Annotated in this window: 15 protein-coding genes and 1 pseudogene; 12 read left to right on the top strand and 4 right to left on the bottom strand. The window is 74.0% G+C overall.

The features are described 5' to 3' along the window. Positions 1 to 41: 41 nt before the first annotated feature. Together OOK41_RS00325 and OOK41_RS00320 are read right to left on the bottom strand one after the other, a co-directional pair. On the bottom strand, positions 42 to 620 hold the full coding sequence (locus OOK41_RS00325; protein ID WP_117668524.1) for a hypothetical protein: 579 nt from the start codon (positions 618 to 620) through the stop codon (positions 42 to 44). Between the two features lie 193 nt (positions 621 to 813). Next, positions 814 to 3,156, bottom strand: a pseudogene (locus tag OOK41_RS00320) (DEAD/DEAH box helicase); the annotation flags it as partial. 142 nt (positions 3,157 to 3,298) lie between these two features. Between OOK41_RS00320 and OOK41_RS00315 the strand changes: the two are divergent. From OOK41_RS00315 to topA, 6 genes are all read left to right on the top strand, one after another. After that, positions 3,299 to 3,655 (top strand): STAS domain-containing protein, encoded by a 357-nt coding sequence (locus tag OOK41_RS00315; RefSeq protein WP_117668525.1) that lies wholly within the window; start codon positions 3,299 to 3,301, stop codon positions 3,653 to 3,655. Continuing rightward, positions 3,655 to 4,089 carry an ATP-binding protein gene (locus tag OOK41_RS00310; RefSeq protein ID WP_117668526.1) on the top strand — a complete coding sequence of 145 codons (435 nt, stop codon included), beginning with the start codon at positions 3,655 to 3,657 and terminating at the stop codon, positions 4,087 to 4,089. Before OOK41_RS00315 ends, OOK41_RS00310 begins: the two co-directional genes overlap by 1 nt. 365 nt (positions 4,090 to 4,454) lie before the next feature. Beyond that, a complete protein-coding gene (locus OOK41_RS00305) occupies positions 4,455 to 6,839 on the top strand; it encodes a sodium-translocating pyrophosphatase (RefSeq protein WP_266262387.1) in 2,385 nt (794 codons plus the stop codon). 168 nt (positions 6,840 to 7,007) lie between these two features. After that, on the top strand, positions 7,008 to 7,550 hold the full coding sequence (locus tag OOK41_RS00300) for a hypothetical protein (RefSeq protein ID WP_266262386.1): 543 nt from the start codon (positions 7,008 to 7,010) through the stop codon (positions 7,548 to 7,550). Next, positions 7,541 to 8,194: a hypothetical protein gene (locus OOK41_RS00295; protein WP_266262385.1), complete on the top strand. Its 654-nt coding sequence runs from the start codon at positions 7,541 to 7,543 to the stop codon at positions 8,192 to 8,194. Before OOK41_RS00300 ends, OOK41_RS00295 begins: the two co-directional genes overlap by 10 nt. Positions 8,195 to 8,606: 412 nt before the next feature. Beyond that, entirely contained in the window at positions 8,607 to 11,441 is a 2,835-nt protein-coding gene (gene topA, locus OOK41_RS00290; RefSeq protein WP_266262384.1) for a type I DNA topoisomerase, read from the top strand. Between the two features lie 66 nt (positions 11,442 to 11,507). On the opposite strand, the gene OOK41_RS00285 is transcribed toward topA, so the two are convergent. Next, positions 11,508 to 12,827, bottom strand: a complete 1,320-nt coding sequence (locus OOK41_RS00285) for a D-arabinono-1,4-lactone oxidase (protein WP_266262383.1) — start codon at positions 12,825 to 12,827, stop codon at positions 11,508 to 11,510. Between the two features lie 145 nt (positions 12,828 to 12,972). Here OOK41_RS00285 and OOK41_RS00280 point away from each other — a divergent pair, with 145 nt between their 5' ends. Continuing rightward, a complete protein-coding gene (locus tag OOK41_RS00280; RefSeq protein WP_243639576.1) occupies positions 12,973 to 13,638 on the top strand; it encodes a TetR/AcrR family transcriptional regulator in 666 nt (221 codons plus the stop codon). A 47-nt stretch (positions 13,639 to 13,685) separates the two neighbouring features. Here OOK41_RS00280 and OOK41_RS00275 read toward each other — a convergent pair whose 3' ends face one another. Continuing rightward, positions 13,686 to 14,894, bottom strand: coding sequence for an amino acid deaminase/aldolase (locus OOK41_RS00275; protein ID WP_266262382.1), 1,209 nt, complete (start codon positions 14,892 to 14,894; stop codon positions 13,686 to 13,688). A gap of 471 nt (positions 14,895 to 15,365) precedes the next feature. Here OOK41_RS00275 and tmk point away from each other — a divergent pair, with 471 nt between their 5' ends. The 5 genes from tmk (at position 15,366) to OOK41_RS00250 (ending at position 20,180) form a co-directional block, all read left to right on the top strand. Beyond that, positions 15,366 to 17,462, top strand: a complete 2,097-nt coding sequence (gene tmk / locus OOK41_RS00270; RefSeq protein ID WP_117668601.1) for a dTMP kinase — start codon at positions 15,366 to 15,368, stop codon at positions 17,460 to 17,462. Continuing rightward, complete coding sequence (locus tag OOK41_RS00265; protein ID WP_266262381.1) at positions 17,462 to 18,751, top strand: DNA polymerase III subunit delta'; 1,290 nt, start codon at positions 17,462 to 17,464, stop codon at positions 18,749 to 18,751. The genes tmk and OOK41_RS00265 overlap by 1 nt, the downstream gene beginning before the upstream one ends. A 124-nt stretch (positions 18,752 to 18,875) precedes the next feature. Continuing rightward, positions 18,876 to 19,205, top strand: a complete 330-nt coding sequence (locus OOK41_RS00260) for a YbaB/EbfC family nucleoid-associated protein (RefSeq protein WP_266262380.1) — start codon at positions 18,876 to 18,878, stop codon at positions 19,203 to 19,205. Position 19,206: 1 nt separating this feature from the next. Next, positions 19,207 to 19,512 (top strand): hypothetical protein, encoded by a 306-nt coding sequence (locus OOK41_RS00255; RefSeq protein WP_266262379.1) that lies wholly within the window; start codon positions 19,207 to 19,209, stop codon positions 19,510 to 19,512. Then, positions 19,512 to 20,180, top strand: coding sequence for a hypothetical protein (locus OOK41_RS00250; RefSeq protein ID WP_266262378.1), 669 nt, complete (start codon positions 19,512 to 19,514; stop codon positions 20,178 to 20,180). Before OOK41_RS00255 ends, OOK41_RS00250 begins: the two co-directional genes overlap by 1 nt. Positions 20,181 to 20,335: the final 155 nt, after the last annotated feature.

Genomic DNA, 20,335 nt, shown 5'->3' with positions numbered 1-20,335 from the left:
CCGTCCGTTCGCCCGGCGGTTCCGGGGCCGGTGATATGCGGTCAGCGGCTCTGCAGGGCGTCCAGGCCGATCGCCATGGCGATCACGAGGCGGCGGTCGATCTGCGGGTTCTGCACCTCGACGACGTACCGGTCGCGCAGGCCCCACTTCTTGACGACCGAGAAGATCGGCTGACCACCGGCGACGAAGTCGAAGTGGTACGGCAGCCAGGACAGCGAGTCCACAAACCGGCGCAGCAGCGCCACCGGCATGCTCCGCTCCTGACCCGTGACCTGGGGCAGTCCGGCCTGCTCGACGTGCCACGTCGAGCGGAGCAGCGACTGGGCGAAGTCCTTGCGGAACAGCCCGACCGGGTTGCCGGCGTGGTCGGTCACGTCGTACGTGGCGCCGAGGTCGAGTCGCTGCCGGGCCTTGAAACCGAGCAGCGGGTGCTGCTTGGTGTCGTCGGTGTAGATGGTCACCTGCTCCTTGAAGGCGAGCCGCTTCTGCTGCGCGAACGCGAGCAGCTCACCCTCCGACCCGTCGGGGGCGACGGCGTGGACCTCGTACTGGTTGACCATCATCCGGATCCGCTGCCGGATGTGGAACTGCTGCTGGTGCTGCAAGGTGTCGAGCTGCATCAGATCTCCTTCGAGGGTCGCCGGAGTCTCGCACAGCCCCCGCCTCATCGCCTGCCCCGGCGCCGCCTGCCCCGTCGAGCAGCCCGGCGTCGGGCAGCCCGGCGTCGGACGTTCCAGCGTCGAGCAGCCCGGCGGCGGGCGTCCCGGCATCCGGCGCATCGGCGGGGCCGGGCTGCCGGGGCGGGTGGTCGGTCGGCAGGTTGGCCAGCACCACGTCGAGGACCCGGACGGCGTCCGGCTTCGACAGCGGGTTGTTGCCGTTGCCGCACTTCGGGGACTGGACGCAGGACGGGCACCCCGCCTCGCAACCGCACTCGGCGATCGCGTCGCGGGTGGCCCGGAGCCACTGCGCCGCCGTCCGGTACGCCCGCTCGGCGAAACCCGCCCCGCCCGGGTGGCCGTCGTACACGAAGACGGTGGGGGCCTCGGTGTCCGGGTGCAGCGCCGTGGAGAGCCCGCCGATGTCCCACCGGTCGCAGGTGGCCATCAGCGGCAGCAGCCCGATCCCGGCGTGCTCGGCGGCGTGCAGCGCCCCGGGCACGTCCGCCGGAGCGATCCCCGCCGAGGTCAGCGACTCCGGGGACAGGGTGAACCAGACCGCGACGGTGCGCAGCTCCCGGGCCGGCAGGTCCAGCGGCCGGGTGTCGATCACCTCGCCGGAGGCGATCCGCCGCCGCTGGTACGACACCACCTGGCTGGTCACGTCGACCTCGCCGAGGAACAGCCCGACCGGCCCGGCGTCGACGTACGAGCGCACCGAAGCCACGGTCAGCGAGGTGACGTCCCGGGCGTGGGTGGACCAGTCCGGCTCCTCGGGGTGCACCAGCGCGCAGCCGTCGGCCAGGTCGAGCGCGTCGACCACGTACGAGACGCCCTGGTGCAGGTAGACCGCGCCGGGGTGGAGCAGGAAGTGCGACGAGCCGCCGTCCACGGTGCCGAGCAGCCGCCCGGTGGCCGCCTCCACCACGCACACCGGGGCCCCGCCCTCGCCGCGCAGGTCGACCTCGGGCCGCTCCCGGTGCCGCCAGTACCAGCCGGTCGGCCGCTGCCGCAGCGCCCCCGCCGCGACCAGGTTGTCCACCGCTTCCTTGGCTCCCTCGCCGAAGAGTTCCAGGTCGGCCGGGGTGAGCGGGGCCTCGGCCGCCGCGCAGGCGAGCTGCGGGGCGAGTACGTACGGGTTGGCCGGGTCGAGCACGGTCGCCTCGACCGGCCGCCCGAACAGCGCCTCCGGGTGGTGCACCAGGTAGGTGTCCAGCGGGTCGTCCCGGGCCACCAGCACCGCGAGGGCCTCGTCGCCGGAGCGCCCGGCCCGGCCGGCCTGCTGCCACAGCGACGCCCGGGTGCCCGGCCAGCCGCAGATCAGCACGGCGTCCAGCCCGACCAGGTCGACGCCCAGCTCCAGCGCGTTGGTCGAGGCGAGCCCGAGCAGGTCGCCGTGCAGCAGCGCCCGTTCCAGCTCGCGCCGTTCCTCGCGCAGGTAGCCGGCCCGGTAGGCGGCCACCCGGTCGCCCAGCCCGGGGACCGCCTCGTCGAGGGCGCGGCGGGCGTTGGCGGCCACCACCTCGGCGCCCTTGCGGGATCGGACGAAGGCGAGGGTGCGTACCCCCGCGGCGACCGTGTCGGCGAGCAGGTCGGCGGTCTCCCGCAGCGCCGACCGGCGCACCGGCGCGAGGTCGGCGATGGCGGTGTCGGCGTCGGCGGGCAGCAGCGGCGGCTCCCAGAGGGCGAAGGTCACCCCGCCGCGCGGGGAGGCGTCCTCGGTTACGGCGGCCACCGGCACGCCGGTGAGCCGCCCGGCCGCCGTCGCCGGGTCACCCGACGTGGCCGAGGCCAGGATGAACACGGGGGTACGGCCGAAGCGGGCGCACTGCCGGCGCAGCCGGCGCAGCACGTGCGCGACGTGCGAGCCGAACACCCCCCGGTAGGTGTGGCACTCGTCGACGATCACGTACGCCAGCCGGCGCAGGAAGCCCGGCCAGTGGGCGTGCCCGGGGAGGATCCCGTGGTGCAGCATGTCGGGATTGGTCAGCACGAACCGGGCGTGCCGGCGGATCCAGTCCCGCTCGGCGCGCGGGGTGTCCCCGTCGTAGCAGGCGGGGCGTACCCCGTCGAGTTCCAGGCCGGCGACGGCGCGGAGCTGGTCGGCGGCGAGCGCCTTGGTCGGCGCCAGGTAGAGCACGGTGGCCCGGGGGTCGGCGAGCAGGGTGGCCAGCGCCGGTAGCTGGTACGCCAGGGACTTGCCGGACGCGGTCCCGGTGGCGACGACGACGCTCCTGCCCGAGTACGCCAGGTCGGCGGCCCGGGCCTGGTGCCGCCAGGGTGCGACCACGCCGCGCCGGGCGAACGCCGCCCGCAGCGGCTCGGGGGTCCACTCGGGCCACGGGGCCTGCTCCCCGGCCCGGGCCGGCACCCGCTCGACGTGGGTGACCGGGTCGGCGCCGGTACGCGCGCGCAGCCGGCGCAGCAGCTCGGCCGGGGCCCCCACCGGCGGGCGGTCGGGGCCGCGGCCTGCGGATACGGTGGCTGCGGGGCTCACGTCCTGCACTCTCGCACAAGTGTTCGGAGTTGACTGGCGGGGGTGTGGGTAAGGGGGAGCCTCCGCCGGTGACCCTCACGAACGTCCCCGGCGGGGATGGTTAGATGCCCAGGAGAGTTTACGACTCTTGCGAGGAGGACCGATGGAGCTGTCGCTGGCGACCCGTGCCGTGGGGGAGCACACGGTGCTCGAGGTCGGCGGTGAGGTGGACGTCTACACCGCACCCCGGCTGCGGGAACGGCTCCTGGAGCTGATCGACGGTGGGGCCCGGTACGTCGTGGTCGACCTGGGCCGGGTCGACTTCCTCGACTCCACCGGCCTCGGCGTGCTGGTCGGCGCGCTCAAGCGGCTGCGTTCGGTCGGCGGGAGCTTCGCGCTGGTCTGCGACAAGGAGCCGCTGCTCAAGATCTTCCGGATCACCGCGCTGGACCAGGTGTTCCCGCTGTACCCGACGGTCGACGCGGCCATCGGGGCCGATCCGACCGGCGCCGGCGCCTGATGGCCACGGTCCGGCTCTCCTTCTCTCCGGCCCCGGTGCACGTCCGTACCGCCCGGCTGGTCGGCGTCGCGGTGGCCCGGCGGGCCGGCGTGCGCGAGGACCTGCTCGACGAGGTGCGCCTGGCCATCGGCGAGGCGTGCACCCGGGCGGTGGCCCTGCACCGGCAGTACCACGTGCCCGACCCGGTGCTGGTGGAGATGTCCGACGCCGGGTCGTACTCGGTGCGGGTGGTGGATCGGGCGCCGATCGAGGCGGGCATCGGCCTGGCCGCGCTCGACGCCGACCAGCTCGCCGCCGAGTCGCTCGACGAGGACGACCTGACCACCGGCGTGGGCTTCGCCCTGCTCGCCGGCTTCGTGGAGGATCTCCAGGTGCGCCCGGTCGAAGAGGGCGTCGGCACCGAGGTCCGGATGGTCTGGCCGGTGGGCCGCTGACCTCCCGCTGATCCACCGATCAGCTTCACTGGCTGACTAGCCGCTCAACCAACTGATCCGCTGCTCAGGCCGCGACTCCCGACCGGGAGGGCGGCCCGTCCGTCGTGTCCGGGCCTTATATCAGATTATTTCTCATAACACAGCGACGAAGATCATCCGGACACGGTGCCCTCCGGTGTGACCTCCGGCACTACGGAGGGCTACAGTACGCGGGTTGTCAGCAAGTGATCCTTCCCGCAGCCAGCGGGTATGGGTGTTCATCGCTGGTCCGCTGGGGTGGGTTGGCGCGCTTGCGAGTCCGCATCCAGGCGTCGGTCTGTGCGTCTCCACCGGCCGGCGCGAGCGTTCGGTACAGGAGGACACAGATGTCCGGGACCTTGGCCGCCGACGGCGGCGCACTGTCCCTTACCGGAGCCAACCTGACGTACGTCGTCATCGCCGCGGTCATCGCGCTGGTGGCACTCGTCTTCGCCGCCGCCTTGACCAAGGCCGTGCTGGCAGCCGGTAAGGGCACCACCAACATGCAGGAGATCTCCGGGGCGGTACAGGAGGGGGCCTCGGCCTACCTGCTCCGGCAGTTCAGGACCCTCGCGATCTTCGTGGTGATCGCCGTGGTGCTGCTCTTCCTGCTGCCGGTGCACGACACCGACGGCAGCGAGACCGCGGTGAAGATCGGCCGGTCCGCCTTCTTCGTGGTGGGCGCCCTGTTCAGCGCGTTCATCGGCGGCGCCGGCATGTGGCTGGCCACCCGCGCGAACCTGCGGGTCGCCGCCGCGGCCCGGGAGGCGACCGGCGGCCGGGAGGGCGCCATGAAGATCGCCTTCCGCACCGGGGGCGTGGTCGGCTTCCTCACCGTCGGTCTCGGCCTGTTCGGCGCGGCGCTCGTGGTCCTGTTGTTCAAGGGCGACGCCCCGACCGTGCTGGAGGGCTTCGGCTTCGGCGCCGCCCTGCTGGCCATGTTCATGCGGGTCGGCGGCGGCATCTTCACCAAGGCCGCCGACGTCGGCGCCGACCTGGTCGGCAAGGTCGAGCAGGGCATCCCCGAGGACGACCCGCGCAACGCCGCCACCATCGCCGACAACGTCGGCGACAACGTCGGTGACTGCGCCGGCATGGCCGCCGACCTGTTCGAGTCGTACGCGGTCACCCTGGTCGCCGCGCTGATCCTCGGCCGGGCCGCCTTCGGCAACGACGGCCTGGTCCTCCCGCTGATCATCTCCACCATCGGCGTGCTGGTGGCGATCGTCGGGGTCTTCATCACCCGGCTGCGCGCCTCCGACCGCAACGGCCTGACCGCGATCAACCGGGCCTTCTACATCTCCGCCGTGGTCTCCGCGGTGCTGGTCGCGATCGCCTCCTACGGCTACCTCAAGCCGACCTGGGCCGCCCTGCTCGGGTCGGAGTGGCGGGCCGGCCTCGGCGTCGAGGGCGGGGACCCGCCGCTGGGCCCGCGCGGCGTCGCCATCGCCGCGGTGGTCATCGGCATCGTGCTGGCCGCCGCGATCCAGGCGCTGACCGGCTACTTCACCGAGACCAACCGGCGCCCGGTGCAGGACATCGGCAAGAGCTCGCAGACCGGCGCGGCCACGGTCATCCTCGCCGGCATCAGCATCGGCCTGGAGTCGGCGGTCTACTCGGCGCTGCTGATCGGCGCGGGCGTCTTCGGCGCGTTCCTGCTCGGCGGCGGCTCCATCACGCTGTCGCTGTTCGCCGTGGCGCTGGCCGGCACCGGCCTGCTCACCACCGTCGGCGTGATCGTCGCGATGGACACCTTCGGCCCGATCTCGGACAACGCCCAGGGCGTGGCCGAGATGTCCGGCGACATCGACGAGAACGGCGCCCGGATCCTGACCGAGCTGGACGCGGTCGGCAACACCACCAAGGCGATCACCAAGGGCATCGCGATCGCCACCGCGGTCCTGGCCGCGACCGCGCTGTTCGGCTCGTACACCGACACGCTGCGCACGGCGTACGCCGACGCGGGCGTGGGTGACGTCGGCGCGGAGATCCTCAACTCGCTGAACGTGGCGAATCCGCGCAACCTGGTCGGCCTGATCATCGGCGCGGCGGTGGTATTCCTCTTCTCCGGTCTGGCCATCAACGCGGTGTCCCGCTCGGCCGGCGCCGTGGTGATGGAGGTCCGCCGGCAGTTCCGCGAGCTGCCCGGGATCATGGACCGCACCCAGCGTCCCGAGTACGGCAAGGTCGTCGACATCTGCACCCGGGACGCGCAGCGCGAGCTGATGACCCCCGGCCTGCTCGCCATCCTCGCCCCGATCGCGGTCGGCTTCGGCCTCGGGCCGGGCGCGCTGGCGGCGTACCTGGCCGGGGCGATCGGCGCCGGCACCCTGATGGCGGTGTTCCTGTCCAACTCCGGTGGCGCCTGGGACAACGCCAAGAAGCTCGTCGAGGACGGCGCGTACGGAGGCAAGGGCTCCGAGGCGCACTCCGCCACGGTCATCGGCGACACCGTCGGCGACCCGTTCAAGGACACCGCCGGCCCGGCGATCAACCCGCTGATCAAGGTGATGAACCTGGTCTCGCTGCTGATCGCGCCGGCCGTCGTGGCGTGGAGCATCGGCGACGAGCGCAACGTCGGCCTGCGGGTCGGCATCGCGGTGGTGGCCGCGCTGATCATCGTCGCGGCGGTGGTGTTCAGCAAGCGCAAGGGCGTCGCGATGGGCGACTCCGAAGGCAGCGGCAGCGGCAGCGGCAGCGCGGACCAGCGGCCGGAGGCGGTCAACGCCTGAGCGGTGAGACAGCGGGTTCCCGGCCGGTCCACCATCCGTAGCCGGGAACCCGCCGTCGCCGGAACTCCAGCTCACGGCCTGCCCGGCCCGGACCGGCGCAGCGGGGGCGGCCGGGCTGCGGCAAACCGACCGGTGGCACATCGGCACGGAGGCCGTACGCTGCTTCGCATGCGCACGTGCCGGGCGGCGACCGCCGGAAAGCTCACGGTGGTCCTCGCCACGCTCGTCCTGACGCTGACCGCCTGCGGCGGCGGCCCCAGCCCCCGGGCCTGGGCGGCGTCGGTGTGCGAGGCGCTCACCCCGTGGCGCGCCGAGATCAACAAGCTGACGAGCAGCACCCAGCAGCAGATGACCGCGCAGACCACCCCGGCGCAGGCGAAGGAGAACCTGGTGCGGCTCTTCGGCGGCGCGGAGCAGGCCAGCGAGACGGCCCGCCGCAAGGTCGACGAGGCCGGCGTCCCGGAGACCGACCACGGCGAGGAGATCTCGCAGGGCTTCCAGGCGTCGCTGGGCAAGGTGCGCGACGCGTACGGCCGGGCCCGGGGCACCATCGGCGGCCTGGGCACCGGCGAGCCCACCGCCTTCTACGACGGCGTACGCGCCGCCGTGGACACCCTCAACAAGGAGTACGACGCCAGCGCCCTGGACACCAGCCGGCTCAGCTCCGAAGAACTCAAGAAGGCCTTCGACGAGGTCCCGGAGTGCCGCTGACGCCCCCCGACCGACCACCCGACCCGGTCCGGCAGCTCTCGCTGTTCGGCGCCGAGGCGGCGGACCCGTCCGTCGCCGATCTGGCCGGCCTGCTCGCCGGCCCGGGGGAGATGGTCCGGATGGGCGGCACCGCGCGGCTGTCGATCGTGGTGGACGCCGCCTGGCGGGTGCACGTGCTCGTCGCCGAGCTGGCCCGGCGCGGGCTCGCCGCCGGCTGGGAGGCGCTGGGTGACCAGCGGCACCTGGTGCGCACCTCGTACGCCAGCACGTTGGCCCCGCTGGCCCTCGCCTGGCTCCGCGACCCGCCGGCGCAGGCCCCCGGCGGCCCGGCCCCCGGCAGCCCGGTGAAGCGGCCACCCGCCGGGTTCCACCTCAACGGCCGGCGGCTGCGGCTCTGGGTAGCCGCTGCCGGGAAGGCGGAGCCGCCCGGCTTCCTGCTCCGCCTCGGCGTGGACGACGAGGCGTGCCGGGAACCGGTCGGCGCCGCCCTGGCCGCCGTCGGCCTGCCGGCGGCGCTGCTGGACGCGGAGGCGGGCGGCCCGGCGTACCGGATCACCGGCCGTCGCCGCCTGTCCCGCCTGGCCGACCTCCTGGGCGACCCCCCACCCACCGCCCCACCCGATTCCTGGCCCCACCACCCCTGACCCCCAGGTGCCCGCGATCATGGAGTCGTGCTGCCCCGTAAAAGCGGCGTAGTGGCATAAACCGCCCACCGCAGGTCCATGATCGACGTGGGGCGGGTGTCCGATGGGGGACAGTTCGGCGGTTTGTTGGCGGCGCGAACGGGCTGGTGGGCCATCCGCCGACAGGGCGTCATCGTCACAGTGGCCCGCTCGGGACCCTACCCACGGTGTACGGTGGCGCCGTCCGGCAAGACCGCCGACCGGTGCGGTGAGGGGACGGCCCCCGCACGGTGGGCGGTTGGCCGCCCGCGAAACCCGAAACGTGGGCGACGCGTTACGTTGGACATCCGGACCGCCGGCGGTTCCGGCGGACCGAGGGTGGTCCGCGCCCCGGACCCGGCCGGCCACGAGCAGGAGTGAGGTCGCAGGAGACGTGCCGAGCAACGCCAGGACCACCCGTCTGGTCATCGTCGAGTCACCGGCGAAGGCCAAGACGATCTCGGGCTACCTCGGCCCGGGGTACGTCGTGGAGGCCAGCTTCGGTCACGTCCGCGACCTGCCGCGCAACGCCGCCGACGTGCCGGCCAAGTACAAGGGCGAGCCGTGGGCCCGCCTCGGCGTCGACGTCGACAACGGCTTCCACGCCCTCTACGTGGTCTCGCCCGACCGCCGGCAGCAGATCAGCAAGCTGGTGAAGCTGGCCAAGGAGGTCGACGAGATCTTCCTGGCCACGGACGAGGACCGCGAGGGCGAGGCGATCGCCTGGCACCTGGTGGAGACGCTCAAGCCCAAGGTGCCGGTCAAGCGGATGGTCTTCCACGAGATCACCAAGCCGGCGATCCAGGCCGCGGTGGCCAACCCGCGCGAGATCGACCGCGACCTGGTCGACGCCCAGGAGGCGCGGCGCATCCTCGACCGGCTGTACGGCTACGAGGTCTCCCCGGTGCTGTGGAAGAAGGTCATGCCGAAGCTCTCGGCGGGCCGGGTGCAGTCCGTGGCGACCCGGATCGTGGTCGAGCGGGAGCGGCAGCGGATGGCGTTCCGCACCGCCGAGTACTGGGACATCCTGGCCACCCTGGCGGTGGCGAAGCCGGGCGAGGGGCCGCGCACCTTCAACGCCACCCTGGTGGCGCTGAACGGCGACCGGATCGCCACCGGCAAGGACTTCGAGCCGACCACCGGCCGGGTGAGGCCCGGGGCGGGCGTGGTGCACCTCGACTCCGGTGGGGCGCGCGGGCTCGCCGCCCGGCTGGAGGGCCGGCCGTTCACGGTCACCCGGGTCGAGGAGAAGCCCTACCGCCGCCGCCCGTACGCGCCGTTCATCACCTCCACCCTCCAGCAGGAGGCGGCCCGCAAGCTGCGGTTCTCGTCCCAGCAGACGATGCGCACCGCGCAGCGGCTCTACGAGAACGGCTACATCACCTATATGCGTACCGACTCGGTGAACCTGTCGGAGACCGCCATCACGGCGGCCCGCCGGCAGATCGTCGAGCTGTACGGCGAGCGCAGCGTGCCGCCGGAGCCGCGCCGCTACACCGGCAAGGTGAAGAACGCCCAGGAGGCACACGAGGCGATCCGCCCGGCGGGGGACAACTTCCGCACCCCGGGCGACGTGGCCAAGGAGCTGTCGGGCGAGGAGTTCAAGCTCTACGAGCTGATCTGGCGGCGCACCATCGCCTCGCAGATGACCGACGCGGTCGGCTCCAGCGTCTCGGTGCGCATCCGGGCGGTCTCCTCCGCGCAGGAGGAGGCCGACTTCGGCGCGACGGGCAAGACCATCACCGACCCGGGCTTCCTGCGGGCGTACGTCGAGTCGTCCGACGACGAGAACGCCGAGGCCGAGGACGCCGAGCGCCGGCTGCCCAACCTGGTCAAGGACCAGCCGCTGACCGCCGACGAACTGGCCGCGCAGGGCCACCACACCCAGCCGCCGTCGCGGTACACCGAGGCGTCGCTGGTCAAGGCACTGGAGGAGCTGGGCATCGGCCGCCCGTCGACGTACGCGTCGATCATGCAGACGATCCAGGACCGGGGGTACGTGACCAAGCGCGGCCAGGCGCTGATCCCGTCCTTCCTGGCCTTCGCGGTGATCGGCCTGCTGGAGCGGCACTACCCCCGGCTGGTCGACTACAACTTCACCGCCAGCATGGAGAACGAGCTGGACGAGATCGCCGGCGGCGACCACGCCGCGGTCGACTTCCTCACCGCCTTCTACTTCGGCAGCGCCAACGGCGCCGGTGACCAGACCATCGCCCGCTCCGGTGGGCTGAAGAAGCTGGTCACGGAGAACCTCAGCGAGATCGACGCGCGCAGCGTCAACTCCATCCCGCTGTTCACCGACGACGAGGGGCGCGAGGTCGTCGTCCGGGTCGGGCGCTACGGGCCGTACCTCCAGCGGGAGCTGCCCGGCGGCGAGCCGGCGGCGCACGGGGAGGGCGAGGAGGGCGGCGGCCAGGGCGACCGGGCCCCGATCCCCGAGGGGCTGGCCCCCGACGAGCTGACCCCCGAGAAGGTGCACGAGCTGTTCCTCGGCGGGGGCGGCGAGCGCAAGCTCGGCGACGACCCGGCCACCGGGGAGCCGATCCTGCTCAAGTCCGGCCGGTTCGGCCCGTACGTGGCCAGCGGCGAGCGAAAGTCGTCGCTGCTGCGCTCGCAGTCGCCGGACTCGCTGACCCTCGCCGAGGCGTTGAAGCTGCTCAGCCTGCCCCGGCTGGTCGGGGTGGCCCCGGACGGCGGCGAGGTGGTCGCCAACAACGGCCGCTACGGCCCGTACGTCAAGCAGGGTGACGAGTTCCGCTCGCTGGACTCGGAAGACAAGATGTTCACCGTCACGCTGGACGAGGCGCTGGCCCTGCTGGCCGCCCCGAAGACCCGCCAGCGCCGAGCCGCCGCGCCCCCGCTGCGGGAGATGGGCGTCGACCCGCTGACCGAGAAGCCGCTGGTCATCAAGGACGGCCGGTTCGGCCCGTACGTGACGGACGGCGAGGTCAACGCGTCCCTGCGGCGTGGGCAGACCCCGGAGGCGCTGAGCATCGAGGAGGCCTCCGAGATGCTCGCCGAGAAGCGCGCGAAGGGCCCGGCGCCGAAGAAGACGGCGGCGAAGAAGGCCCCGGGGAAGAAGGCCCCGGCCAAGAAGACCACAGCCGCCAAGAAGACCGCCGCGACGAAGTCGACCGCCAGCAAGTCGACGGCGGCGAAGGCGGCGGCCAAGAAGGCCACCCCGGCGAAGAAGACTCCCCCGAAGAAGGCCGCCACCCCCGCCGACTGACGCCTCCCGTCGAGGTCTTGGAAGGTAGCGCCCCTCCCGGGCGTTTCCCTCCAAGATCCCAACGGTTCAGGCGCCGAAGAGTTGGTCCAGGTGGGGGGTTCTGAAGATGCCGTTCGGGTCCAGACGGGTGCGGACGGACTGGAAGTCGGCGAACTTCGGGTACACCGGGGCCAGCGACGCCGCGTCGCGCCAGTGCAGCTTGCCCCAGTGTGGGCGACCGCCCAGACCGGCGGCGACCTGCTCGAAGGCCCGGAAGTACGGCTCGAACGGCATCCCGACGTACTGGTGGACGGCGATGTACGCCGACTCGCGCCCGTACCCGTGTGACAGCCAGATGTCGTCCGGGGCGGTGAACCGGACCTCGACCGGGAAGATCACCTTGAACGGGAGCCCGTCGACGATCCGGCGCAGCGCGTCCAGCGCCTCGGGCAGGGCGGCGCGCGGCAGGCCGTACTCCATCTCCACGAAGCGGACCCGGCGCGGAGTGCAGAAGACCGTGTCGGAGCGGCCGGTGTAGGTGCGCTCGGTGAGCGCCCGGGCGGAGACCGCGCTGATCGTCGGCACCAGTGTGGGCACGGCCCGCCCGAGCCGGCACGCGCCGGCGAAGACCGTGTTGGACAGGAACTCGTCGTCCAGCCAGCCGCGCCAGCGGGCCAGCGGCCGGTCGTCGGCCGGTGTCCGGTCGTTGACCTTGACCTGCACCCGGTCGGTGTACGGGAACCAGTAGAACTCGACGTGGTCGTGGGCGGAGATCAGGGCCGGCAGGTCGGACAGCACCTCGGCGAGCGGGGCGGGTCGCTCGTGGGCGCGCAGGGTGAAGGCGTCCACGCAGCGCAGGGTCACCTCGGTCAGCACCCCGAGGGCGCCGAGGGAGACCCGGGCGGCGGCGAACACGTCCGGGTGCTGCTCGGCGGAGCAGTGCAGCACCTCGCCGGTGCCGGTGACCAGGGTGAGCGCCTCGACGAAGGTCGACAGGCAGCCGTACGCGGCCCCGGTGCCGTGGGTCCCGGTGGAGATCGCCCCGGCGACGGTCTGCGCGTCGATGTCGCCGAGGTTGGGCATGGCCAGCCCGTTGGCGGCGAGCAGGGCGTTGAGGCGGTGCAGCGGCATCCCGGCGGGTACGGTGACCAGGCGTCGTTCCCGGTCGATCCGGGCCCCGGTGTCGAGTTCGGTCAGCTCCATCCGGCGGCCGTCGGTGCGGGCGACGGGGGTGAAGGAGTGGCCGCTGCCGACCGCCCGGATCCGTTCGCCGGCCGCCCCGGCGGCCCGGACGGCCTCGGTGACGTCGGCGACCGTGCGAGGGCGGAGGATGGCGGTGGCGGTGCTGCGCTGGTTGCCGGCCCAGTTGGTCCAGGCGCTGGTGGTGAGCGGTGCGGTGCTGGCCATGCGCGCTCCTCGACATGAATATGAACTGACTTCATATCAGGAACGTTGTGCCTGGTAAATACCGCAATCGAGGTCCGCTCGTTGTACCGGTAGTCACGTACTCGTGACGTGTAGATATGTTCATCCGTCGAAGGGGGGTGACCGAGTGTCCACACCAGCCGCCACGACCGGGCCGCTGCGCCGGGTACCGGTCCAGGGTCGAAGCGTGGCGCGGGTCCAGCGGATGCTGGACGCCTGTGCCGAACTCGTCGACGAGGTGGGGTACGAGGGACTGACCACGACCCTGCTCGCCGAGCGTGCCGAGGTGGCGATCGGGTCGGTCTACCAGTTCTTCCCGGACAAGCGGGCGATCGTGCAGGCGCTGACCCTGCGCACGATGGAGTCCTACCTCCAGCGGCTCGACGAGCGGTTCGCCTCGGACGACCTGACCCACTGGTGGGACGGCGTCGACGCGGGGATCGACGAGTACATCACGATGCACCGCACCGTCCCCGGGTTCCGCACCCTGCACTTCGGCGACGTGGTCGACCTGCACCTGCTCGACGAGCAGCGGGACAACAACGGCGTGATCGCCGACCAGTTGGACCGGGTGCTCACCGAGCGGTTCGGGATGGCCGACGAGCCGCGCCTGCGGTTCTGCCTGGAGATCGCCGTCGAGGCCGCGGACGCGCTGATCAAGCTGGCGTTCCGGCGCAACGCCGAGGGCGACGAGCGGGTGCTCGCCGAGGCCAAGGCGCTCATCCGCGAGTACCTGCACCGGCACGTCACCGCCTCGGCCGACGCCGCCGCCTCGCCCGCCACCCCCTCCTGATCCCGGCCGCCGGGGGCGGCCCGACCTCCTGGAACCGCTCCGGACGGCTACAGGAACGCGTGGCCCTCCCCCCGGTAGGTGGGGACGCTGCCCACCACCCGGTCGCCCTCGACCAGGTGCAGCTCGTTGACGTGCTCGCAGGGCTCACCGGCCTTGGCGTGCCGGAACCAGACCCGGTCGCCGACCCGCAGGTCGTCCGCCGCCCGGCCGGCCAGCGGCGTCTGCACCTCGCCGGCCCCCTCCGCGCCGAGCAGCTTCAGCCCGGTCGGCAGCCAGGGGGCGGGCAGGCGGGTGTCGGCGGCCGGGCCGGAGGCGATCCAGCCGCCGCCGAGCACCGTGGCCAGCCGGGGGGCCGGGCGGCGGACCACCGCGCAGGCGAAGAACGCCGCCGGGGTGGGGCGCCAGGCGCGGTACGCGTCGAACAGCGTTGGCCCGTACAGGCCGGACCCCGCGGTGACCTCGGTGACCGCGGGGTCGGCGCTGGTCGCCGCCACGCTGCCGGTGCCGCCGCCGTTGACGAACTCCAGCTCGGCATGCTCGCGTACCGCGGCCACCGCCGCGCTTCGGCGGGCCAGCAGCTCCCGGTAGGAGCCGCGCTGGGCCACCCGGATCGCGGCGGCCAGCGCCGCCCGTCCCGGCGGCGCATCGCCCAGCCCGGCGATCTGCGCCTCGTACGACATCAGGCCGACCAGCCGGAAGCCGGGCCGGCCGGCGACGGCGGCGGCGAGCGCGCCGGCCGCCCGGGCGCTGTGCACCGGGGAGCGGCGCACCCCGACGTGCACCCGCCCGCGCAGGGGCCGCCAGGAGGCGTCCAGGTCGATGCAGACCCGCAGCGGGGGGCGACCGCCCGGCGGGCGGACCGCGTCGATGAGGTCGAGCTGGTCGGTGCCGTCGACCATCAGGGTGACGGCCCGGGCCAGCTCCCCGTCGCCGGCCAGCTCGGCGAGCGCCCCCCGGTCGGCCGTGGGGTACGCCACCAGCGCGTCGTCGGTCACGCCGGTGCGGACCAGCCAGCTCGCCTCGGGCAGGGTGAACGCCATCACCCCCGCCCAGCCGGGTCGGCCCAGCACGCGGCCGAGCAACCCGCGGGCGCGCACGGACTTGCTGGCGACCCGGATCGGCTTGCCGCCGGCGCGTGGGGGCAGCGCCGCGGCGTTGGCGTCGAACGCCGTCAGGTCGACCACCGCGTACGGCGGGTCGAGGTGGGCGGTCGCCCGGTCCAGGCGCTCGCGAAGTTTGTCGCTTTCGGTGGCCACGTGTGCACGCTAACTGTCAAACGGTCAATGCGAAATACCTTCGCGTATGCCTGGCTGGGGCCGGTTGCCCCGGCGGCCTAGGCTCGGCGAGCAGGCAATGTCGCGGACGGGGCGACCCCCGGCCGGGACTAGAGTGTTGCACCGGGACTGCCCAGCGTTGGGTCGGCACGTGGAGGTACGGCCATCGAAAGCCAGAACAGCGGCGAGTCGCCCGGCGTGTCGTCCGGCGACCGGCCCGACAACGCCACCACCGGCCCGTCCGCCGCTGCGGCCGGTGCCGCGTCCGGTCCCCGGGCCGCCGCCCCGGCCGACGCCGGCTCCCAGGGCGCCGACCCGGCCGACGCCGGCTCCCAGGGCGCCGACCCGGCCGAGGCCGCCACCGACGAGGCCGGCGGCCAACCCGGCGCTCCCGCCGGGGGCGCGGCCACGAGCCAGGCCGCCGACCGGTCCGGGGCCGCCGCGATCCGCTCCGTGCTGCGCATCCAGCCGTTCCGCCGGCTGTGGATCGTGCTCGGCGCCGCCTCCTTCGGCGACTGGCTGGGCCTGCTCGCCACCTCCGTCTTCGCCGCCGCCCAGGTCTCGGGCAGCACCGCGCAGGGCGCCGCGTTCGGCACCCTGATCGCGATCCGGCTGCTGCCCGCGCTGATCCTCGGCCCGGTGGCCGGTGTCCTCGCCGACCGGTTCGACCGGCGCTGGACGATGGTCATCTGCGATGTGCTGCGCTTCCTGCTGTTCGCCTCCATCCCGCTGTTCGCGCTCACCGGGGCCAGCGGTGGCCTGGTGGTCGGCTGGGCGGCGGTCGCCACCTTCCTGATCGAGACGATCACCCTGCTGTGGATCCCGGCCAAGGAGGCCGCGGTCCCCAACCTGATCCCGCGCGCCCGGCTGGAGGCGGCCAACCAGCTCACCCTGATCACCACGTACGGCCTCACCCCGATCGCCGCCGCGCTCGGCCTGGCCGTGCTCGACCGCAGCATCCGGGGCGCGGCCGGCGGCGAGATCCCGTCCTGGGCCGAGCCGGCGCAGATCGCGCTCTGGTTCAACGCCTTCTCCCGGCTGGCCACCGCTCTGGTCGTCGCGTTCGGGATCAAGGAGATCAGCCAGGCGCAGACCGACGAGGCGGAGCGCACCGGGCAGGGCATGCGGCACCAGTTCACCGAGGGCTGGAAGTACATCGGCCAGACCCCGCTGGTGCGCGGCCTGGTGCTCGGCATCTTCGGCGCGTTCGCCGGCGGCGGCATCGTGATCGGCACGGCGAAGTTCTTCGCCGCCTCGCTCGGCGCCGGCGACGCCGCGTTCTATCTGCTCTTCGGCGCGATGTTCATCGGCCTCGCCGTGGGCATCGGGCTCGGCCCGATGATCGTCCGGGACATGTCCCGGCGGCGCTGGTTCGGCATGAGCATCGTGCTGGCCAGCGCGTCCGTGCTGGTGCTCGCGTTCGCCATCCACCTGTCCATGGCGATGCTCGGCGCGGTCCTGGTCGGCGCGGGGGCCGGGATGGCCTTCCTCGCCGGCACCACCCTGCTCGGCGGCGAGGTCGCCGACGAGGTGCGCGGCCGAGTCTTCGCGGTGGTGCAGATCGGCACCCGGTTGGTACTGATCCTGGCCATCGCGCTGAGCAGCCTGCTGGTCGGTGTCGGCGGCTCCCGCAAGCTGACCATCGCCGACCTGGGCGTCTCCGTCTCGTCCACCCGGCTGCTGCTGCTCGCCGCGGGCGCCGCCGGCATCTTCGCCGGGATCAGCGCGTTCGGGCAGATGGACGACAAGAAGGGCGTGCCGGTCCTCGCCGACCTGTGGGGATCGATCCGGGGCCGCCCGCTGATGCCGGCCGAGCAGTTCGTCTCCAGCGGGCTCTTCGTGGTCTTCGAGGGCGGCGAGGGCGCCGGCAAGTCGACCCAGCTCGCCGCGCTCGCCGAGCGGTTGCGCGGGCAGGGCCGGGAGGTGTTGGTGACCCGGGAGCCGGGGGCCACCGGAATCGGCGAGCGGATCCGCTCGCTGGTGCTCGACACCGCCGCCGAGGCGCCGTCACCACGCGCCGAGGCGCTGCTCTACGCCGCGGACCGGGCGCACCACGTGGCCACCGTGGTCCGGCCGGCGCTCGTCCGGGGCGCGGTGGTGATCAGCGACCGGTACGTCGACTCGTCGCTGGCGTACCAGGGCGCCGGGCGGACGCTGCCCGTCGACGAGGTCTCCTGGCTCTCCTCCTGGGCCACCGGCGGACTCAAGCCCGACCTGGTGGTGCTGCTCGACGTCGAACCGCACACCGGGCTGTCCCGGGTCGCGGCGCGCAACGCCGGGGCCGACCGGCTGGAGGCCGAGTCCGTCGCCTTCCACGAGCGGGTCCGGTACGCCTTCCTCGACCTCGCCGCGAACGACCCCAAGCGGTACCTGGTGCTCGACGCGTCCCGCCCGGTCGGGGAGACCGCCGAGCTGGTGGCCCGGCGGGTGCAGGAGTTCCTGGTCGACCCGGCCGGCATCGTGCACCCCCGCCCCGCCCAGGGGCCGGACACCTCGGTGCAGCCGGAGTTATCGGACACGGAGCTGGTGACGATGGAGCACCGGACCTGATGCCCGACGTCTTCGCCGACCTGGTCGGGCAGGACGACGCCGTCGACACGCTGCGCCGGGCCGCCGCGTCCGCCGCAGCCGTGCTGCGCGGGGCCGCCGCCGCCCACGCGGCGGCCACCGCCGGCCCGGTCGACCCCGACGACGCCGACGCCCTCGCCGCCGAGGCGGAGGCCGAGGCCGCCGAGGGGGCGGGCGGGGCAGACCCCGGGGCGGGGATGACCCACGCGTGGATCTTCACCGGGCCACCCGGCTCGGGCCGCTCGGTGGCGGCCCGAGCCTTCGCCGCCGCCCTCCAGTGCCTGCGCGGCACCGGCTGCGGCGAGTGCCAGGGCTGCCACACCACGCTCGCCGGCACCCACGCCGACGTCCGGCTGGTGGTGCCCGAGGGGCTCTCGATCGGGGTGGGCGAGATGCGCGCCCTGGTGCTCCGGGCGGCGAGCACCCCGTCCGGCGGCCGGTGGCAGGTGGTGATCGTCGAGGACGCCGACCGGCTCACCGAGGCGGCCGGCAACGCGCTGCTCAAGGCGGTCGAGGAGCCGCCGCCGCGGACCGTCTTCCTGCTCTGTGCCCCGTCCACCCACCCGGACGACGTCTCGGTGACCATCCGGTCGCGCTGCCGGGTCGTACCGCTGCGGCAGCCGGCGCCCGAGGCGGTGGCCGAGGTGCTGGTCCGCCGAGGCGTCGCGCCGGAGGTGGCGCGGTGGGCGGCGGCGGCGGCGCAGGGGCACGTGGGCCGGGCCCGGCGGCTCGCCGGCGACCCGGAGGCCCGCAGCCGGCGCGACGCGGTGCTCGCTGTGCCGCGCCGGCTGACGGGGGTGGGCGCCGCCTTCGACGCGGCGTCCGCGCTGATCGAGGCGGCCGAGGCAGAGGCCGAGGCGGCCGTGGTGGAGAGCGACGCCGCCGAGCGGGCCGCGTTGCAGACGGCGCTCGGCGCGGGCGGCACCGGCCGGGGCGCGGCCGGGGCGATGCGCGGGGCCGCCGGTCAGCTCAAGGAACTGGAGCGGCGGCAGAAGTCGCGGGCCACCCGGGCCCAACGGGACGCCCTGGACCGGGCCCTGGTCGACCTTGCCGGCTTCTACCGGGACGCGCTCACCATGGCACTGCGCGCGCCGGTCGCCCCGGTGCACACCGACACCGCCGCGCTGGCCGAGGCCGGCGCGCAGCGGTGGGCCGCCGAGGGGGCGCTGCGCCGGCTGGAGGCCGTGCTGGAGTGCCGGGCCGCCATCGAGGCGAACGTCAAGCCGCGGATCGCCGTGGAGGCGATGATGCTGACCCTCTGGAAGGGCTGACCCCTCCCCACCCCTGCCCGGTCCACAGGCCATCGACAGGCGCGATTGGTGTGCGGTACGGTCCCGTATGCCGCGGTGACGGTGGCGGCACACTCAGTGAGTGCACTGCCGGGAGGAGTCCGCGATGCCTCGGGGGGAGATCGACGAGGCCTGGATCGAGGAGGCGGTGCGGCGCTACCGCCGCATCGAGTCGTTGCAGGCCGAGTTCGACCAGGCGGTGGCGACCGTGGAGGTCACCGTGCGCTCCCCGGACGGGCTGGTCGAGGTGGTGGTCACCGCCGGGGGCCGGATCACCGACGTGCGGTTCCTCGGCCCGCTGCACAACCGTCACCCCCGGGACGTCGCCGGCTCGGTGCGGGCCGCGGTGAGCGCCGCCGCCGACGCCGCCCAGTGGGCCCGGGAGAAGCTGCACAACGAGACGTTCGCCGCGTACCGGCCGCTGGCGGGGGCCTGAGATGGACGAACTGCGCGCCCTCGCCGCCCGGTTGGACGAGGCGAGCGGCACCCTCGACGCACTGGCCCGCGAGGTGACCGCCGCCGACCCGCCGCACCCGGCGTTCGGCGTGCACGTCCCGGGCCGGCCCGGCGAGATCGGCCGGGCGCTGCACCGGCGGTGGACCGAGGCGACCGGCGACCGGGCCCGAGAGGCGACTCTCGCCGCGAGCCGGCTGTCCGCCGCCGCGTCTGCCGTCCGGGGCGCCGCCGACCGGTACGCGGGCGTCGACGAAGCGGCCCGACGCCGGCTGCGCCGGGAGGTCTGATGGACGCCCTGGACCGCCTCGCCGAGCCCGGCCTCGACCTGCTCGGCCGGGTCGACACGCTGCTCGCGGGCGGGGCCCCCGAGGGGCACCGGCTCTGGCCGCTGCTGCGCCGGATGCAGGTGCTCCCCGGCGAGGCGGTGCGGGGCTTCCTCGATCTGCACCCGGCGCCGCTGGCCGACGCCGGCCACGCGGTGCGCGGGCTCGTCCGGGAGTACGACAAGGTCTGTCACCTCCTCACCGACCCCGCCGCCTGGTCCGGACCGGCCGCGTCCGCGTACGACCAGGCCCGCTCCGCCCTGCTGGGGCACCTCGACGAGGGCCCGGAGAGCCTGGTGGGCCGGCTGGAGTCGACGGCCGGATACGCGGACGCCCTCGCCGACTGGGTGGAGGGCAGCCGGCTCGCGCTGGCCCGGGCGCTGGCCGACGTGCTCGGCTCCGCCGAGGCGGTCCGGGTCCGCGTCGCCACCGCGCCGGGGGCCGAGGCCGGCACCGTGGGGCCGCTCGCGGCGGCCGACGTCGCGTACCGGGTGCTCTCGGTGCTGGGGGTGGCCTACGACGGTGCGGAAACGCTGCTGCGCCAGTGGTCGCCGAGCCTGGCGGAGACGACCTGGCGCGGGCCGGCGGGCGGCCCGACCCGCTACGACACCGTCACCCGGGTCGGCCGCTGACCACGTCCGCGCCCGTCGCCGGCAGGGCTGGCGCGGCCACGGCGTCGCGCCGGTGGCACCGGTGTGATCCGGGCTTCCGGCGGCGACGCCGTGGCCTTCCCCTGCACCCCCCGCAGGTCTGCCCCCCACTCAACCGCCCCGGCCGGCGTTTGTCG

The sequence above is a fragment of the Micromonospora sp. NBC_01655 genome (assembly GCF_026339755.1).
Classification (GTDB): Bacteria; Actinomycetota; Actinomycetes; order Mycobacteriales; family Micromonosporaceae; genus Micromonospora.
This window is presented reverse-complemented; position numbering and strand designations above follow the sequence as displayed.

What these genes read in the sequence shown, in the direction of transcription:
- OOK41_RS00325 (WP_117668524.1), bottom strand. Translation starts at nt 620, where the DNA reads ATGCAGCTCGACACCTTGCAGCACCAGCAGCAGTTCCACATCCGGCAG.
- OOK41_RS00315 (WP_117668525.1), top strand. Translation starts at nt 3,299, where the DNA reads ATGGAGCTGTCGCTGGCGACCCGTGCCGTGGGGGAGCACACGGTGCTC.
- OOK41_RS00310 (WP_117668526.1), top strand. Translation starts at nt 3,655, where the DNA reads ATGGCCACGGTCCGGCTCTCCTTCTCTCCGGCCCCGGTGCACGTCCGT.
- OOK41_RS00305 (WP_266262387.1), top strand. Translation starts at nt 4,455, where the DNA reads ATGTCCGGGACCTTGGCCGCCGACGGCGGCGCACTGTCCCTTACCGGA.
- OOK41_RS00300 (WP_266262386.1), top strand. Translation starts at nt 7,008, where the DNA reads ATGCGCACGTGCCGGGCGGCGACCGCCGGAAAGCTCACGGTGGTCCTC.
- OOK41_RS00285 (WP_266262383.1), bottom strand. Translation starts at nt 12,827, where the DNA reads ATGGCCAGCACCGCACCGCTCACCACCAGCGCCTGGACCAACTGGGCC.
- OOK41_RS00265 (WP_266262381.1), top strand. Translation starts at nt 17,462, where the DNA reads ATGCCCGACGTCTTCGCCGACCTGGTCGGGCAGGACGACGCCGTCGAC.
- OOK41_RS00260 (WP_266262380.1), top strand. Translation starts at nt 18,876, where the DNA reads ATGCCTCGGGGGGAGATCGACGAGGCCTGGATCGAGGAGGCGGTGCGG.
- OOK41_RS00255 (WP_266262379.1), top strand. Translation starts at nt 19,207, where the DNA reads ATGGACGAACTGCGCGCCCTCGCCGCCCGGTTGGACGAGGCGAGCGGC.
- OOK41_RS00250 (WP_266262378.1), top strand. Translation starts at nt 19,512, where the DNA reads ATGGACGCCCTGGACCGCCTCGCCGAGCCCGGCCTCGACCTGCTCGGC.